Origin of the sequence: Roseobacter insulae (genome assembly GCF_019375555.1) — a bacterium.
GTDB lineage: Bacteria > Pseudomonadota > Alphaproteobacteria > Rhodobacterales > Rhodobacteraceae > Roseobacter > Roseobacter insulae.
In genome coordinates this window covers 668,145-683,912 of record NZ_JAHXDN010000001.1, presented here as the reverse complement: position 1 = coordinate 683,912, position 15,768 = coordinate 668,145, and the positions used below count along the sequence as shown (strand labels likewise).

At 61.3% G+C, this 15,768-nt stretch carries 12 protein-coding genes and 1 pseudogene; 2 read left to right on the top strand and 11 right to left on the bottom strand.

The genetic code is table 11. The features are described from left to right. Positions 1–267: 267 nt before the first annotated feature. From KX928_RS03330 to KX928_RS03300, 7 genes are read right to left on the bottom strand one after another with little or no spacing between them, the layout of a single operon-like run. Positions 268–1,677: an SLC13 family permease gene (locus tag KX928_RS03330; protein WP_219498899.1), complete on the bottom strand. Its 1,410-nt coding sequence runs from the start codon at positions 1,675–1,677 to the stop codon at positions 268–270. Between the two features lie 2 nt (positions 1,678–1,679). Then, on the bottom strand, positions 1,680–2,786 hold the full coding sequence (locus KX928_RS03325) for a Glu/Leu/Phe/Val family dehydrogenase (RefSeq protein ID WP_219498897.1): 1,107 nt from the start codon (positions 2,784–2,786) through the stop codon (positions 1,680–1,682). A gap of 3 nt (positions 2,787–2,789) precedes the next feature. Then, a complete protein-coding gene (locus tag KX928_RS03320; protein WP_219498895.1) occupies positions 2,790–3,896 on the bottom strand; it encodes a dihydrolipoamide acetyltransferase family protein in 1,107 nt (368 codons plus the stop codon). After that, on the bottom strand, positions 3,893–4,873 hold the full coding sequence (locus KX928_RS03315) for an alpha-ketoacid dehydrogenase subunit beta (RefSeq protein WP_219498892.1): 981 nt from the start codon (positions 4,871–4,873) through the stop codon (positions 3,893–3,895). Before KX928_RS03315 ends, KX928_RS03320 begins: the two co-directional genes overlap by 4 nt. Next, entirely contained in the window at positions 4,866–5,930 is a 1,065-nt protein-coding gene (pdhA, locus tag KX928_RS03310; RefSeq protein ID WP_219498889.1) for a pyruvate dehydrogenase (acetyl-transferring) E1 component subunit alpha, read from the bottom strand. Before pdhA ends, KX928_RS03315 begins: the two co-directional genes overlap by 8 nt. Next, positions 5,927–7,630: an AMP-binding protein gene (locus KX928_RS03305; protein ID WP_257883496.1), complete on the bottom strand. Its 1,704-nt coding sequence runs from the start codon at positions 7,628–7,630 to the stop codon at positions 5,927–5,929. The genes pdhA and KX928_RS03305 overlap by 4 nt, the downstream gene beginning before the upstream one ends. After that, positions 7,620–8,813 carry a pyridoxal phosphate-dependent aminotransferase gene (locus KX928_RS03300; RefSeq protein ID WP_219498886.1) on the bottom strand — a complete coding sequence of 398 codons (1,194 nt, stop codon included), beginning with the start codon at positions 8,811–8,813 and terminating at the stop codon, positions 7,620–7,622. The genes KX928_RS03305 and KX928_RS03300 overlap by 11 nt, the downstream gene beginning before the upstream one ends. Before the next feature lie 421 nt (positions 8,814–9,234). Here KX928_RS03300 and KX928_RS03295 point away from each other — a divergent pair, with 421 nt between their 5' ends. Continuing rightward, positions 9,235–10,851: a Na/Pi cotransporter family protein gene (locus KX928_RS03295; protein ID WP_219498884.1), complete on the top strand. Its 1,617-nt coding sequence runs from the start codon at positions 9,235–9,237 to the stop codon at positions 10,849–10,851. 49 nt (positions 10,852–10,900) lie between these two features. Here KX928_RS03295 and KX928_RS24305 read toward each other — a convergent pair. The 4 genes and pseudogenes from KX928_RS24305 to hpf all read right to left on the bottom strand — a co-directional run. Next, positions 10,901–10,975, bottom strand: a pseudogene (locus KX928_RS24305) (oleate hydratase); the annotation flags it as partial. A 244-nt stretch (positions 10,976–11,219) separates the two neighbouring features. Continuing rightward, entirely contained in the window at positions 11,220–12,995 is a 1,776-nt protein-coding gene (locus KX928_RS03285; protein WP_219498881.1) for an SLC13 family permease, read from the bottom strand. A gap of 206 nt (positions 12,996–13,201) precedes the next feature. Next, positions 13,202–13,387, bottom strand: coding sequence for a hypothetical protein (locus KX928_RS03280; RefSeq protein WP_219498879.1), 186 nt, complete (start codon positions 13,385–13,387; stop codon positions 13,202–13,204). Between the two features lie 45 nt (positions 13,388–13,432). Continuing rightward, positions 13,433–14,023, bottom strand: coding sequence for a ribosome hibernation-promoting factor, HPF/YfiA family (gene hpf, locus KX928_RS03275; RefSeq protein WP_219498876.1), 591 nt, complete (start codon positions 14,021–14,023; stop codon positions 13,433–13,435). A gap of 574 nt (positions 14,024–14,597) precedes the next feature. Between hpf and KX928_RS03270 the strand changes: the two genes are divergently transcribed. Further along, on the top strand, positions 14,598–15,650 hold the full coding sequence (locus KX928_RS03270; RefSeq protein WP_219498875.1) for a sodium:calcium antiporter: 1,053 nt from the start codon (positions 14,598–14,600) through the stop codon (positions 15,648–15,650). Positions 15,651–15,768 lie beyond the last annotated feature (118 nt).

Sequence of the window (15,768 nt, the reverse complement as noted above, 5' to 3'; positions counted from 1 at the left end):
GGAATTCTTGTCTTGTGGTGTCGCACCCGGGACCACTGTCGCGGATTTCGCGCGTTGAGCCTTGATGAAAGTCAATGGAGGAGTCCGCCTAGCCGACCTTGGCAGAAAGCCACTTTCAGGAGCGCAGCGTTTCCCAACCTGTCGGTGCCAATTTGACGCGAACTGGCTCCTTTTTGAGATCATCACACCGTATAGGCGGCCAGCGGCATCAGCAGAGATACGACAGAGCGCGTGTTGACCATCACTGAATCCGGTACCGTTCATGAGCTATGGCGGCGAAACCTCTCCGAATACCAAAGGACCAAGGAGCACACCCATGGCCACAGCCACCACGATGCCGGCGACATCAAGAAGGGCGCCCGCGCGCAGCATGTTCGTGCGGGTAACGGATGGGTAGCTGAAGACAATCGCATTGGGGGGCGTTGCGACCGGCAGCATGAAACCTACGGAAGCCGCAAGCGCAACGGGCAGAATGAAGGTGACCGGGTCGATCTCAAGCGCGACAGCCGACGCGCTGGCGATGGGCAGAAAGAGCGCTGCCATCGCAGTATTGCTCGCGAGCTCACCCACGTAGACGATCAGCGCGGCGACCAGAAAGATCAACGCCAGGGTGGGCAGATAGTGCAGCGCCGGAGTTTGTCCGCCGAGCCACGCGGCGAGACCGGTGCGCTCGACAAGCCCGGCGAGGGCGAGGCCACCTCCGATCAGAATGAGCACATCCCATCGCAATGTCTTTGCGGTATCCCAATCGAGTAGTTTGTCACGGTCTCCGGCAGGAATGAGAAACAGGCTGACAGCCGCGACCATGGCGATCCCGGCGTCTGTCAGCGACACCCAAGGCACGACCATTTCAAGCAGAGGGCGGGTGATCCATGCCATGGCGGTCAGCACCGCAACGGTTGCAACCCGTCGTTCGGCTGAGGTCATCGCCCCGATGTCCTGATCGAAAGACATCGTCAGCTCTGCCGTCGGAGTGCCGGGCGACACACGCGCCAATACGACCCAGGTCACGGTCAGCAGGATGAGTGAGGTAGGCAGCCCAACCATCGCCCATTGCGCGAAGCCAATTTCAATCCCGTAGGTGGCGCTCATATGGGCGGCAAAAACCGCATTGGGCGGCGTGCCGATCAGCGAACCCATGCCGCCAATCGTTGCGGCAAAGGCAACACCAAGCATCAAGGCCGCGCCGAATTTCGGATGTTCCGGCTGCGATGCAGCGATGGCCCCGGCAACCGGAGCCAGGACCATGGCGGAAGACGTGTTGTTGACCCAAAGGCTCAGAAACGCCGTTGTCGCCATCATTGCGGCGAGTATTCGTCCAGGGCTTTGCCCGGCATAGCCAAGTAGCGTAAGTGCCAGCCGCCGGTGCAGCCCCCATCGTTCAATCGCTTTCGCCAGAAGGAAGCCGCCAAGAAACAGAATGATCAGTGGGTGGCTGTAGTAAGCGGCCACGGTGGCCATTGGCGAGATGCCAAGCAGTGGGGCTATGGCAAGCGGTAACAGGGCTGTGACCGCCAGCGGTAAAGCGCCACTCAGCCATAAAAGCGCCATGGCAAGCAAGAGGCCCAAGGCCCGCCAGCCTTCCTCGGACACGCCCTGGGGTGCTTGCAGGATCAAGGGCGCCAGTAGAAAGACCGCGCCAAGCCCGATCACCATGTTCGATTGGCGTAACCGCATCCTCAGAACATGCGTCGAAACGCCATTGCCTCGTTGAGGCGCGTTTCAGCCAGTTTTCCGGCGGCATCACGGGGAGACACCCCTCTCTCTTTCACGATATGCAGCACTTCCCGTGTATTCTCCCGGATCTTTTCGGTGATTGTCGTCATCGCCTGTTGCTCAGTCCCGCCGCGATATTCCACCGCGGCACAGATAACGCCACCCGCATTTGCAATGACATCCGGAATGACCAGCACACCGTGCTTGTGCAATGCCCGTTCTGCCTCAACCGTCGCCGGAATGTTGGCGCCCTCAACGATCAGTTTCGCCCTGATCGCCGCGGCATTAGAGATGTTGATCACGTCCGGCCGGGCAGCCGGAACCAGAATATCACAATCTGCAGTGATGATCGCATCCCTCTCGACACCAGTGGCACCGGAATACTCCGTTACCGCGTGCCCGTCGGCCTTCAGAGCGTCGAGACGGGCGAGATCAAACCCCTTCGCACGGAAGGCAGCCCCATGACGGTCGGCAACCGCCACGATTTGCGCGCCTTCCTTGGCAAGAAAATGCGCGGCATGCCTGCCCACCGCGCCGTATCCCTGTATCGCCACCCGTGCGCCCTCGAGGGCGACGCCGCCAAAGGCCTGCGCCGCTTTGGCCGCCACCGCAACGCCGTGACCCGTGGCACCGATCTCATCCAGTGGAATGCCGCCGATGGCACGCGGCAAACCGACGGCGCGGCCTGTTTCATCCCGCAGCCACGCCATGCAGGTTTCATCCGTGCCCATATCGGGGCCAGGAATGTAGTCGGTGATCTCGCCGATCGCCTGAGCGAAGGCACGGATCAGGCTCTCTTTGCCGCGCACCGGCATCGACGGGTCGGCAATGATCACGGATTTGCCGCCGCCATGCGGCAATCCGGCAGCTGCGTTTTTCAGGCTCATCGCCCGCGCAAGCCGGATGCATTCCATCAGGTCGGCGTCAGGTGCCATGCGCACGCCGCCCACGGCGGGACCCATTGCGATGTTGTCGATGACGACAATGGCCTTCAGCCCGGCACCGTGGTTGCTGACATGGATGATCTTCTCTGGCCCGATGTCATCTACCAACTCAAAAATCGACCGCATGATCTAGTCCCTTGCCGCCTGTGAAGGCCGTTCCAGATCAGTCCGGGCGGCGCAAAGAAAGCGTGCCGCTTCCGCGCCGGTCACCACGCGGTGATCGAAGGTCAGTGACAAAGGCAGCACGCGTCGTACCACCGTTTGCCCATCCTGAGCGACACAAGCCTCTTCAATTCGCCCGGCGCCGAGGATGGCCACTTGCGGCGGCGTCACAACCAATTGCGCGAAGGCACCGCCCAACATGCCGAAATTCGACAGGGTTATCGTTGCGCCGCGCAATGCCTCAGGGGCAATGGTCCGCGCCGCAACGGCTGCTTTCAAGTCGGCAATGCGCGTCGAAAGATTGCTGCGGGTGTGAACCGCGCGCAGCACGGGCGTAAACAGGCCCCCGGGTGTGTCCACGGCGATGGCAAGGTCAACATGCGTGTGCACTTGGCGTTCCTGGCCGTCAAACCAGGCGTTCAATGCGGGTTCCGCCCGACATGCCACTGCCAGCGCCTGTACCAGCCGCAAGGTCGGATCCTCATTTGCGGACCACGAGTGGATATCGGCGCGATCAGTGACCGTTGCGGGCACAACACTGTCCCGCGACCGCGCCATTGCCAGCGCCATGGACCGGCGCACACCGCGCAGGGGTTGGCCTGACCCGGAACCGGTTTCCGCGGCAAGTATATCGCTTGACAGGATGGTGCCGCGCGGTCCGCTGCCCGTCACCGAGGCAAGATCAATCCCTTTTTCCCGCGCCAACTGCCGAACCGCAGGCGTAGCCTTTGCCGTGGACGGCGCGGGGGCCGTGCCGCCTGCATCAGGTTTGTTTGCGGTGCTTGCCGTCAGGGTGTGCTGCGCCAATTCGCCAACGATGGCCCCTTTGTCGTCTGCCGTGCCCGTGACGATATCAATGAGCGGCGCGCCGATGGCGATCACCTCACCCTCCTGCGCGATGATCTGCTTGACCGTTCCGGAATTGGGCGATGGTACCTCCACTACCGCCTTGTCGGTTTCAACTGACAGGAGCGGCTGATCCGTCATCACATGGTCCCCCTGCGATACATGCCAGGCGACGATTTCGGCCTCCTGCAGACCTTCACCAAGATCGGGCAGCGTGAATACAGTCATGCGAACTCCATTACCTGTTGGACAGCCGCCACGATGCGTGCCGCATCCGGCATGTAGCGGTCTTCGAGCCGGGCATAGGGCATGACCGTATCATAGCCGGTCACCCGGATCACCGGGGCAAGCAGGCTGGTCAGACAGTGTTCGGCCAGATCGGCCGCGATCTCGGCCCCCAGACCGGCCGTCAGCGGGGCCTCGTGCACGATGACGCATCGCCCGGTTTTCCGCACCGACGCACGAATGGTTTGCCGGTCAATCGGCTTGAGTGACGACAGGTCGATCAGCTCAGGCGACACCCCGCGACCTGTTAGAGTTTCAGCGGCCGTGCGTGCGTCCGCAAGCATCGCGCCCCAGGCGATGATCGTAAGATCGCGGCCCTCGTGCACCAGATGTGCCTTATCAACAGGCAATGCATCTGCATCTTCGGATACTGGCTCTTTCAGCGCACGATACAGGCGCTTGGGCTCAAGAAAGACCACCGGATCAGGGTCGCGGATCGCGGTGAGCAGTAAACCGTAGGCCCGCGCCGGAGAACTGGGCACAACGACCCGCAGGCCCGGAATATGCGCCAGCATCGCCTCCATGCTTTCGGAATGATGTTCAGGCGCCCTGACGCCGCCGCCGTAGGGCGCGCGCAGCACCATCGGGCAGGTCAGACGACCGCGCGTCCGGTTGCGCAGCCGTGCGGCGTGGTTGGCCAACTGGTCGATCGCAGAATACAGAAAACCCATGAACTGTATCTCTGCCACGGGCCTCAGGCCTTGCGCGGCGGCCCCGATGGCCATGCCCGCGATCACCGTTTCCGCCAGCGGCGTATCCCGCACCCGCGCAGCCCCGAAACGTTGCATCAGCCCATCTGTTGCCCGGAAAACACCGCCATCAATACCGATATCTTCGCCAAAAAGGATGACATCCGGATCCTCCTCCAGCGCGCGGGACAACGCCCTGCGGATCGCGTCGATCATTGTCAGATCAGTCATCGCCCATCTCCTGCGCAAGTGCCGCGATCTCGGGCGGGGCCGTGGCGTAAAGGTGCTCGAACATCGCGCGCGCGGGCTGCGGGGGCGTGGCGAGATACCGCTCCGCCGCGGTCTCCGTCTCCGACCGGCTCTCGCGCAGCAGGCTTTCCTCGTCTTCCTTGGACCATCCGTGTGCGGCCACCAGATGCGCCCGCAGCCGCACCAGAGGCTCGGCCTTCCAGTGGCGACTGACCTCGGCGTCATCGCGGTACCGGCTGGCGTCATCAGCCGTGGTGTGATCGCTCAAACGGTAGCTCAGGCATTCAATGAGCGTTCCGCCCTGTCCTGCGCGCGCCCGTTCCAGCGCTTGCCTTGTGGCGTCGCGCACGGCAATCACGTCATTGCCGTCGACTACCTCGCCCGGTAGTCCGACGGCATCCGCCTTTTGCGCCAGCGTTTTGGCCCGTGTCTGTTCGGCACGCGGCATGGAAATGGCCCATTGGTTGTTGCTGATCACAAAAACCGCCGGCAAATTCCATGCCCCGATCACGTTCAGTGCTTCATAGAAATCACCCTTGGAAGTAGCGCCATCGCCACCAATCGCCACGGCGACACCGCCCGCACCCTGATGCAGCAAGCCAAGTGCAACCCCGGCGGCGTGGGGAAACTGAGACGCCACGGGAATGCAGATGGGAAAGTCGTGCCGTGGCCCTGCAAAGTCATTGCCGCGTTCGTCACCCCCCCAGTACAGGAACAGCTCTTGCATCGTCACACCACGCCAGAGCTGGCCACCGTGTTCACGGAACGACGGCAGGAACACGTCCGCCTCGGACAGTGCGCTGGCAACACCCACGCTGATTGCTTCCTGCCCGAGGCTGGAGGCATAGGTTCCCAGCCGTCCGGTCCGTTGCAGTGCAATCGCCTTGGCATCAAAAGCCCGCGTTGTCACCATCATGGAATAGAGCGCGACCAGCGTTTCTGAATCCAACGCGAAGTCTGGCAGGTCCCGCAGCACCTTGCCCTCGGCATCCAGAAAGACGCCGCATTCGGAGGGGGAGAGGGCGGCGCTGCCAGTCATTGCGTCCCTTCCATCTTTGCCTGTTCCAGTTCTTGCGCCATTTGCGCGCGCATGACGAACTTCTGCACCTTGCCGGTGATCGTCATCGGAAATTCATCCACGAACCTGATGTACCGGGGGATCTTGAAATGGGCGATCTGACCTTTGCAGAACGCGCGGATCTCCTCCTCCGTCGCAGTGTGTCCCTCACGCAGCCTGATCCAGGCACAGACTTCCTCGCCATATTTCTGATCCGGCGCGCCGATCACCTCCACCTGCTCAATGGCCGGATGGGTGTACAGAAAATCCTCGATCTCACGCGGAAAGATGTTCTCCCCGCCGCGGATCAGCATGTCCTTGATGCGCCCGACGATCTGAAAATACCCCTCGTCATCCACTGTGGCGATATCCCCGCTCGCGATCCAGCGGGCCTCGTCAATCGCACTGGCCGTTTTTTCGGGATCGTTCCAGTATTTCGGCATCACGCAATAACCGCGGGTCAGCAGTTCGCCCGGAGTGCCGCGCGGCGTGATGTGGCCCTTGTCGTCCACGATCTTGATCTCGGTATGCGGCAGCACCCGTCCCACCGTCTCGACCCTGCGCGCGACCGGATCATCGACAGTGGTCTGCGTGCTGACTGGCCCGGTCTCCGTCATGCCATAGGCAATGGTGATCTGATCCATATGCATCTCGGACATGATGCGCTTCATCAATTCCGCCGGGCAGGGAGCGCCCGCGATGATACCCGTGCGCAAAGACGTCAGATCGCGCTCCGCAAAGCCCGGGCTATCCAGTGCGGCAATGAACATGGTCGGGACACCGTGCAACGCCGAACAGCGTTCAGTCTCGACAACCCGCATCGTCGATTCCGCGTCGAACCCGGGTGACGCAAAGACCATCGTCGCGCCATGGGCGACACAGCACAGCGTTCCCAGCACCATGCCAAAGCAGTGATACATCGGCACCGGGATGCACATCCGGTCCTCATGGTTCAGCTTCATCTGCAGACCCGTAAACAGTGCGTTATTGACGATATTGTGGTGGGTCAGCGTCGCCGCCTTGGGCCGCCCTGTCGTGCCCGAAGTGAACTGGATGTTGATCGGGTCGTCGAATTGCAGGGCCAGTCCAAGTGTCTGGACCTGCACACGGGTCGCGTTGGTTGCGCCGGCTCTGACCTCTTCATGCGTTATTGCGCCGGGGGTTGCGGTCTCTCCCAGCGTGATGATCCAGCGCAGGCTGGGGATCTTTTGGGCTTTGAGTTGCCCCGGCTTTGACCCCGCAAGCTCGGGCATCAGCTCATTCAGCATCGCGATGTAGTCGCTTGTCTTGAAGGTAGGCACCGTGATCAGACCTCGCACCCCGGTCTGGGTGAGCGCATATTCCAGTTCGGCCAGCCGGTAGGCCGGGTTGATGTTCACAAGGATCAGCCCCGCCTTCGCAGTGGCAAACTGCAGCGCCACCCATTCGGCCATGTTGGGAGCCCAGATCCCCAGGCGGTCACCGGGCGCGAAGCCAAGCGCCAGAAGTCCTGCTGCCATCTCATCAGCCTGACGGTTCAGTTCCCCGTAGCTCCAGCGCAGGCCCTGATAGGGCACAATCAGGGCATCGTTATCGGCATATCTGGCGGCACTTTGTTCAAGCAATTGGCCGACCGTCAGCCCCACAAGACACATGTCCGACACCCCGTGCAGATAGCTTTGCTGTGTCTGGCTAGGTTCCAAAATAGGCCTCCATCCGGTCGAAGGCGGTGTTGATCACATCGTCCTCTACGCAAAAGGCCATGCGCACATGATTTTTCCCCGACGGCCCGAAGGCGCTGCCCGGCGTGACGGCGACATGCGCCTGATCAAGAAGCTGATGCGCGAAGCTGACGTCACCGTCCGCAGCAACCAGCACGCGGGGAAAGACGTAATAGGCGCCTTGCGGCCGCACGTAGTGAAACACATGGCCCAGCCGGTCGAGCCGGTCGCAAATCAACTGACGTCTGCGGTCCAGCGTGCTCTCGAACAGGGCAAGATGGGATTGATCCGCCTGCAGGGCGGCCTGTGCCGCAATCTGCGATATACGCGGCGCACAGATCATCGTCAGGTCGTGAACCTTCACGACATCTGCACGCAGGTCGGCGGGCATTACCATGTAACCCGCCCGCCAACCGCTCATCGCGTAGCATTTCGAGAAGGTGAACAGATAGACTATGTTCTGCGCGCATTCCGGCAGAGCGGCCAGGTTGAAGTATCGCGCGTGGTTTTCGTAGATGAAGTGGCTGTAGGGATCGTCGAGAATGACAAGCAATCCATGGGCGCGGGCGATCTCGGCCACCGCGTGCAAAGCCGCTTCCGACAGGATAGAGCCGGTGGGGTTTGACGGCGTGACCAGAACAATTGCTTTGGTCCGGGGACCCACCAGGCCGGTCAGCCCGGCAATGTCGGGCTCCCAGTCGCGATCTTCGTGCATCTTCCAATAGACCGGGATGCCGCCATTGAAGCGGATCTGACTGATATGGGAGACAAAGCCCGGATCGGTCACGATGACTTCGTCGCCCGGGTCGATCAGCACAGCGAAGAGCGTATTTAGCCCCTCCATGTTGCCCGCGGTGATCGTGATGTTGCGCTTGGGATCGACGCGTTGACCTGTCCGGCGTTCATGCGCGGCGGCGGCAGCTTCGCATACTTCCGGCAACCCGCCGGGCAGCGTGTACATGCCCAGCTTGAGGTCGCCTTCAAGGGCCTGTGCCACAGCCTCGCGGATCGGTTCGGGCGTCCGAAATGACGGCAGCCCCCAGGCAAGCGATGCCGCGTCAGGTATCTGCGCGCTGCGAATCGACATTTCCTTGATCGCGGACATCGCCAGATCCCGAGATCTGGATGCTACCCGGTGTGTTGTCGGGTCAATTGTTTGATCCATCCGGAGCCTCCTGAACGCTGTTTCAGCAGCTTCAAGCCTGCTCAGAGCCTAGTGGTTTTCGCAAACCCCGAATTGTCATAGGTCAATTCGGACAAATGGTTGTGTCGCCCCTCCTGTCGCTGCCCTCCACAGAACGTCACCGCCGCGCGCCGGGTGCGTGCCCCGGCCAAGAAGCTCATTGCAGCTGATGATCAGTCTCTCAACATTTTCAGGTGTCCGAGATCGTAGCCGGCTCTGCGCCGCTCCTGTAATCTTTGACAATATCGCCTTGGGGGGGAACTTCAGATCCCAAAGTGGACACAGCTGCGTAAATCCGCACCCGACGCAGCATCAGCTTACCGACATACCCGCATTCATGTGACCCCGATCCTACGGTGATCGGGCGATTGCCTGCGCGTGGAATGCAACCGATACTCACCGGATGACCAGTGATGCTATTCAGGCCCTCGGCGGCGTTGGTTTGTTCCTCTTCGGGATGATATTGCTTACCGAAGGGCTTCGCGACCTCGCAGGGACCACGTTGCGCACATTCCTTGCACGCTTCACCCGAACGCCCCTCGAAGGTGCCGCCACGGGCGCGGTCAGCACAGCGCTTGTTCAATCATCCAGCGCGACAACAGTCACAACCGTTGGCTTTGTCAGCGCCGGATTGCTGACCTTTCCGCAGGCACTGGGCATCATATTCGGGGCCAATGTAGGCACCACGATCACCGGTTGGCTCGTAGCGATCCTGGGCTTTAAGCTGACCCTCGGAGACATCACCCTACCGCTGATTTTCGTGGGTGCTATCATGCGTCTGTTCGGCGTATCACGTATCGCCCTGTTGGGAACCGCGCTGGCAGGGTTCAGCCTTGTTTTCATCGGAATAGACGTGATGAAGGCGGGCATGGCCGGGTTCGAAGGTGTGGTGACCCCGGCCAGCTTTCCCAAGGACAGCATGACCGGAAGGCTGCAACTTGTTCTGATTGGCGTGCTGATAACGGTTGTGACCCAGTCTTCCAGCGCTGGCGTTGCAACCGCGCTTACGGCCCTTGGTGCAGGCGCCATCAACCTGCCACAAGCGGCAGCCATGGTGATCGGCATGGACGTCGGCACCACGTTCACCGCCGCATTGGCCACGGTTGGCGGCTCCACGGCAACACGGCGCACCGGGCTGTCGCATGTGATCTACAACCTGCTGACCGGTTTCATGGCCTTTCTGCTGCTGGGTCCATTCACAGCGCTCGCGTCATCGGTGGCCGCAAACGGGGACAGCCAGATCGCGCTGGTGGCCTTCCACTCCACCTTCAACATTCTGGGGGTGCTGATCATCCTTCCCTTTGTCAGGCCCTTCGCGCATCTGGTTATCAAGCTTGTACCGGAACGCGGCCCCGAACTGACCCGGCATCTGGGCGAGGAAATGCTGCGCGACCCGGATGCAGCCACGGACGCTGCAATTTCGACGGTCGGGGAGATCGTGAACGCCCAATTCGCTTTCCTGGCCCGACGCCTGCACTACTCGGAAACGGCGCGTGAGGACGTCACGCAATTGCATGCCATCTCGACTGCACTGGCCGAGACACGTCGTTTCGTCGACGCCATCTCTCCGGGGCCTCCCGATGCGCTGCGATCGCGACGGATCCTGTCAGCGCTGCACGTGATGGATCATTTGGGAAGGCTGTATTTTCGCTGCACCCAGGAACAGAGATTGAATGCCCTCGATGCTGATCACACGTTGTGCCGGCGGCGCAATCTGGTGCGGGGACTTGCAAAATATGCGGGCACGGACTTTGACGCGGCCGACCTCGAAGCCCGGATGAATCGGCTGCGCCTCGCGCTGCGACGCCACCGCGAAGTGTACAGGCACCGCATCTTTGTGCGCGCCTCAACGGGGCAGCTGGAAGACGATGAAGCCATTCTGCGGCTTGACGCATTGCGCTGGCTTCACCGGGTTGCCTATCATCTGTGGCGTATCCAGCACCATATGAACCGTCTGCACGAGGACTCGCTGCCTGCTTCCCGCCGGCGCGAGGCCGCGGTCGAGGTCTTGGAGGACTAGAAATCAATCTGTACGTCCGACAGCAAGCGGTCCGTGGTCGCCGTAGGTAGCGCCGCAGTTCGGCCAGCAAATGCCGCGGCTGAAACGAAAGCATCGTGGACCACATCAGCCATACGTTACTGACAAAGAAGTTTTTAGCACCACTCCTTGATGCACCGGCGTCAGAACAAGCCGGTTGATTTCAACGATATCATGGGCCGCGCGCGTGACGATTGACGCGCGACAAGTGCAGCGAGCGTCAATCGACCGCCGAATGGTGTGATGCAGCCCCAACGAGTACCAGCGCAGACGTCGTGATCATTTTGGCTGGAACGTCTTGAAACCGTGATCTGGTGGTTGCCGGGCGCTAAAAGACGCATCGCGCGATTTCAGAAGGCCGCAATGCCGAGCGGCCACAGAAGCGGGACGAGCACCAGCAGAATGCAAAGTGACACCAGCGTCAGCGGAATTCCGGCGCGCAGAAAATCGCGAATGCTGTAATGCCCGGGACCGTAAACGAGGAGCAGCGCGGGTTCGAACGGCGCGATAAAGGACAGCGAGGCCGACAGCGTCACCATGACCGCGAACGGACGTGGATCGGCCCCCAGTTGGTCAGCCACCCCAATCGCGACCGGCAGCACCGTCAGCGCCGCCGCAGCATTCGACATGGGCTGTGTCAGAATGATGGTCAGCACCCCCAGACCCAGCAGCAGCGCCACCGGACCGAACCCGCCGAGCGCTGATACCACATTGCCCGCAAGCCAGGATGCGGTGCCTGAGGTCTGCATTGCCACACCGAAGCTGGACATGCCCCCGATCAGGATGAGAATCCGCCAGCTGATCATCCCAAACATGTCCTGCAGGGAAAACCGACCTGTCAGCACAAGGGCCAGAACGGCGATGAGCAACGCAACCGAAAAGGGCAGAAGGCCCGTTGCCCCGGCGGCAATGGCCGAGATCAGCGCCACCACCGTGTGCTTTCCCTCCCTTTCGGACGGAGGTCCGGGTTCAGGCGGCATCAACAATGACAAGTCGGGGTCCCGATCCAAGGCTTCAACCTGATCGCGCGGGCCCGAGATCAGCAAAACGTCTCCGGTCTTCAGGCGCATACGCTCAATCAGGGCCGCGGTCTCCTGCCCGCGCCTGTGCAGGGCGAGTATGCACAGGTTTGATCCCAGTTCCGCGCGCGCGGAACGCAGGGTCTGTCCAATCCAGCGCGCGCCCGGCAGGAGGATGGCTTCAGCCAGAATGAAATGTGCAGGTTCATCCAAGGGGGCGGGAACATCGAGATCCAGGCCAAGCAGCGGGTCGCCAAGTGCGTCCAACAACCCGGCGCGCGCGCCGCGCACGATAACCCGATCCGCCTCGCGCAACTTGCGGCGGGGGTGTGCGGCCACGCGCCCGCCGTCCCGGCTGACAGCCAGCGCGGTCAGTGCACGGGCATCCAAGCCAAGATCCCCCACCGCCATCCCGATGCTGCGCGAACCTGCGGGCACGACCAATGTGGCCATGAACTGCTTTGCAGCGGCGGGAAGATGCTCGGTATCTTCGGGGTTGTCGGGCAGCAGCCACGGGTTGAGCACCGTCATCATGACAATGCCCGAGATGCTGACAACGAGACCCACCATGGCAAACTCGAACACGCCAAAGGGCTCCATTCCCAGACGGGAGACTGCGCCGCTGGCGGCAAGGTTTGTCGAAGTTCCGATCAGCGTAGCCGACCCGCCCATCATCGAGGCAAATGCCACGGGCATCAGAAAGCGCCCCGGACGGACCCCACTGCGACGCGCCATCTCCGAGACCGCCGGAATGAGAACTGCGGTTGTGCTGGTGTTGGTCACAACGCTTGAGAGACCAGCGGAGACAGTCATGAGCCAGGCCAGCGTACTCCGCGACCCGGGTCTGGTGTTTTGCCTGATCCGCGCGGACAGGCGTGCAATCAACCCCGATTCCGCGAGGCGCCGCGACAGAACCATGACGCATCCAAGCATAATAACGGTTGTACTGGCGAAGCCTTGAAACGCCACGTCTGCAGGCAAAACACCGCTTGCCGCGAGAATGGCGACCAGCAACAACGACACCTGCTCGACCGGCAGGATTTCTTTTGCTAGAAGGATCAGGGCCGAAACGAGCAAGGTCAGAACAAGGGCAATTTCCGGCGTCATGACAGCCTTTACGTCTTCGGTTGAACCCTCCGGAGCACGCCGGACGAAGCTGCCCGGGATAGGCAAGCTCGCTGAACAGCGCCCACACCAGCGCGGCGCGATCTATAGTCTGTGTTATGCCGTATGATTTGGATTTCCCCAACTCCCTTTGGTTCGGGGCTGCCCGCGCAAAGACGTTGCGGCGCAACCGGGCTCACGCCCGCAGGTCAATCATTGGTGGTGCGCGCAGCTGTCGAACCCCCGTCGCGATGATGGATATCTTCATAGACCACACGGTCAGCGGCCTCACTCGGGAACCGCAGGAAATAGCCAATTTTCACAGGAATATCCGGTGTCGCGGCATTCAGCGTTTGTGACCCGGTGGCAAGGCGGTGCACTTCCGGCACGGCCACACTAGCCACCGTGCCCCGGCGCGGATCAGAACGGTCGCACCGCCGTCAGACACGTGTGTTCGGCGTGTTCACAAAACGAAGTGTACTGACCGGGCGCACAAAGCGGGCATGGGGACCTTCCTCCGCGTCCCGGGTATCGACGCTCAACTCGACCACGTCCCCCTCGTTCAAACCGTCGTACCCATCATTGACCACGCTGTTGCGGTGGAAATAGATCAACCGCCCGTCAGTTGTTGCGATCTGGCCGCATTCTGCGTAGCCGTCGAGGGACTCAATCCGCCCTTGCAGGGGTGTTTCATGCGTTTGCGGACGACCCTTGTGCTGCTCCTTCCACTTGCGCAGCTGACGCTCCATCGCGTTGAAGGCGTCGCGGATCGCAACATAGATATCGGTGTGCGCAGTGTCGTCACCGGGGCGATGATCGACATGCAGGCTGGATCCGGTCATCTGCACGCTGAGATCGATCACATAGGCCGCGGGCTTGCGGCCACGGCGGTGTGGCACCCGTACCCAGACATGGCATCGACGGATGTTTTCGCTCATCGCCAGCAGTTTCGCGACGCGCTCGCGTATACGTGTTTCCACCGCATCGGAATGTTCGATGTCCTTGAAGGTTATCTCGACTTGAGGTTTCATGGTTCCATCTCCTCAGCGGCTGCAAGATCTGGATAAGGCCCTTTGCGCTCAGGGGGATTGAGATAGGTCAATCTCTCGCACGAGGTCAAAGCCACCCCCATGATCACCGGGTCGGAGACGCATTTCCTGTGTTTCGCTCGCCCACCGGATCTGGGTGCCGATTGAGGATCAAGGGCAAGCTGGTCGCAGCCGCTGGCATCGGCCGGCCTCCGAATTCAGGGTGACGGTTACAATCGTCTCTGGCGTGCGACCCTTTCCCTTTGAGCATTGATCAGGCTCAATCCGGATCACGCCTGCGCGTGCTAGGTCAATGCTGTCGGGCGCTTTCACCTCGACATCAAGAAACGCGATCAGTTGGTTTCAGCTTGCCACGGCTGGCAGGAACCAGTGCGCAAAGGTGCGTGGATCGGAAGAGACGGAGCAGGCTTTCGACTATGGCGCAGACGTTTCCCGCTATGTTGCCGATGTCCCTCGGCACTGAAAATCCGATGCAAATGGCATGCGCACCTTCCGGGCAGAGTGTTCAAAGCGCGGAATTCTGCGGCAAAGATTTCCGCGATCACATCGGGTGCACATGACGCAGATGCCGGATATCTCGACGGCAGGTCTCGCGGTCGTGTTTCTTATTGCAGCGCTCTTCGTCTGGCTGGCGGGAACCCGGCTCGCGCTGGTCGGAGATGAAATCGCAGAGCGCTTCAACCTCGCCAAGGATTTCGTCGGGCTGATCTTTCTCGCAACGGTCACCTCGCTGCCCGAGATCGTTACAACCGTCACCGCGGCACGGGTCGACAACGCCCACCTGGTATTGGGAAATCTGTTCGGCGGGATCACGATGCAGACCGCCATTCTTGCCGTGGCGGACATTTTCTTGGTGCGCTACGCACTGACCTCCTGGCCTCGGAAACCCACCTATGCGCTTCTGGCCGTGATGCTGATTGCCTTGCTCAGCATGCTCCTGTGCACGACATTTCTGGGGGACGTCGAGGTGCTTTATGGCATTGGGCTTGGGGCAATCCTTCTGTCGGCAGGATTTCCGCTCGTGATTCTGCTGCAACGGACGTTCGATCAAAAGGAAAGCTGGGCGCCGGTCGATCTGCCGGATGAAGAAGAGCGGGCACAAACCCTGCGATCACGGCTACGGTCGCCTGAGGTGTCCAGCACGCGTCGATTGTTAACGGAGGCGACGGCCTACAGCGGCGTGATCATTGCGGGCGGTACCGCCCTTGCCCTCAGCGCCGATTTGCTGGCAGCGCGCACGACCCTCGGCGCATCCTTCATCGGCGTCACCCTGCTTGCAGCGGCAACATCGCTTCCGGAACTGAGCACAACGCTGGCGGCGGCCCGGATCGGCGCTTACACGATGGCAATTTCCAACATCCTTGGCAGCAATCTCATCATGCTCGCCCTTCTTCTGCCTGCCGATATCGCCTACCGGCAAGGGCCGATACTGAACGAAGCGACCGAAGGTGCCCAACTCAGCATCTCCGCCGGTATCCTTGTCACGGCGATCTACGCGGCGGGGATCCTTATCCGCCGGACACCTCGGTATCTTGGCGCCGGGCTGGATTCCTGGCTTGTGCTTTTTGTTTACGGCGCGTCGATCGTGGCTCTCTATCACCTGGCCTGAGCGCGATATTGCCACGCCAAGTAGGTTTCAGACCAAACAACCCTGTCCGAGTTCGCGGGAGACAAGCCGCGGTGGCGGTGGGCAATCAAGCACCCTGCGCATCTGTCCCATTGTGACG

Coding starts and splice junctions, on each gene's coding strand:
- KX928_RS03330 (WP_219498899.1), bottom strand. CDS start 1,677: ATGCGGTTACGCCAATCGAACATGGTGATCGGGCTTGGCGCGGTCTTT.
- KX928_RS03325 (WP_219498897.1), bottom strand. CDS start 2,786: ATGCGGTCGATTTTTGAGTTGGTAGATGACATCGGGCCAGAGAAGATC.
- KX928_RS03320 (WP_219498895.1), bottom strand. CDS start 3,896: ATGACTGTATTCACGCTGCCCGATCTTGGTGAAGGTCTGCAGGAGGCC.
- KX928_RS03315 (WP_219498892.1), bottom strand. CDS start 4,873: ATGACTGATCTGACAATGATCGACGCGATCCGCAGGGCGTTGTCCCGC.
- pdhA (WP_219498889.1), bottom strand. CDS start 5,930: ATGACTGGCAGCGCCGCCCTCTCCCCCTCCGAATGCGGCGTCTTTCTG.
- KX928_RS03300 (WP_219498886.1), bottom strand. CDS start 8,813: ATGGATCAAACAATTGACCCGACAACACACCGGGTAGCATCCAGATCT.
- KX928_RS03295 (WP_219498884.1), top strand. CDS start 9,235: ATGACCAGTGATGCTATTCAGGCCCTCGGCGGCGTTGGTTTGTTCCTC.
- KX928_RS03285 (WP_219498881.1), bottom strand. CDS start 12,995: ATGACGCCGGAAATTGCCCTTGTTCTGACCTTGCTCGTTTCGGCCCTG.
- hpf (WP_219498876.1), bottom strand. CDS start 14,023: ATGAAACCTCAAGTCGAGATAACCTTCAAGGACATCGAACATTCCGAT.
- KX928_RS03270 (WP_219498875.1), top strand. CDS start 14,598: ATGACGCAGATGCCGGATATCTCGACGGCAGGTCTCGCGGTCGTGTTT.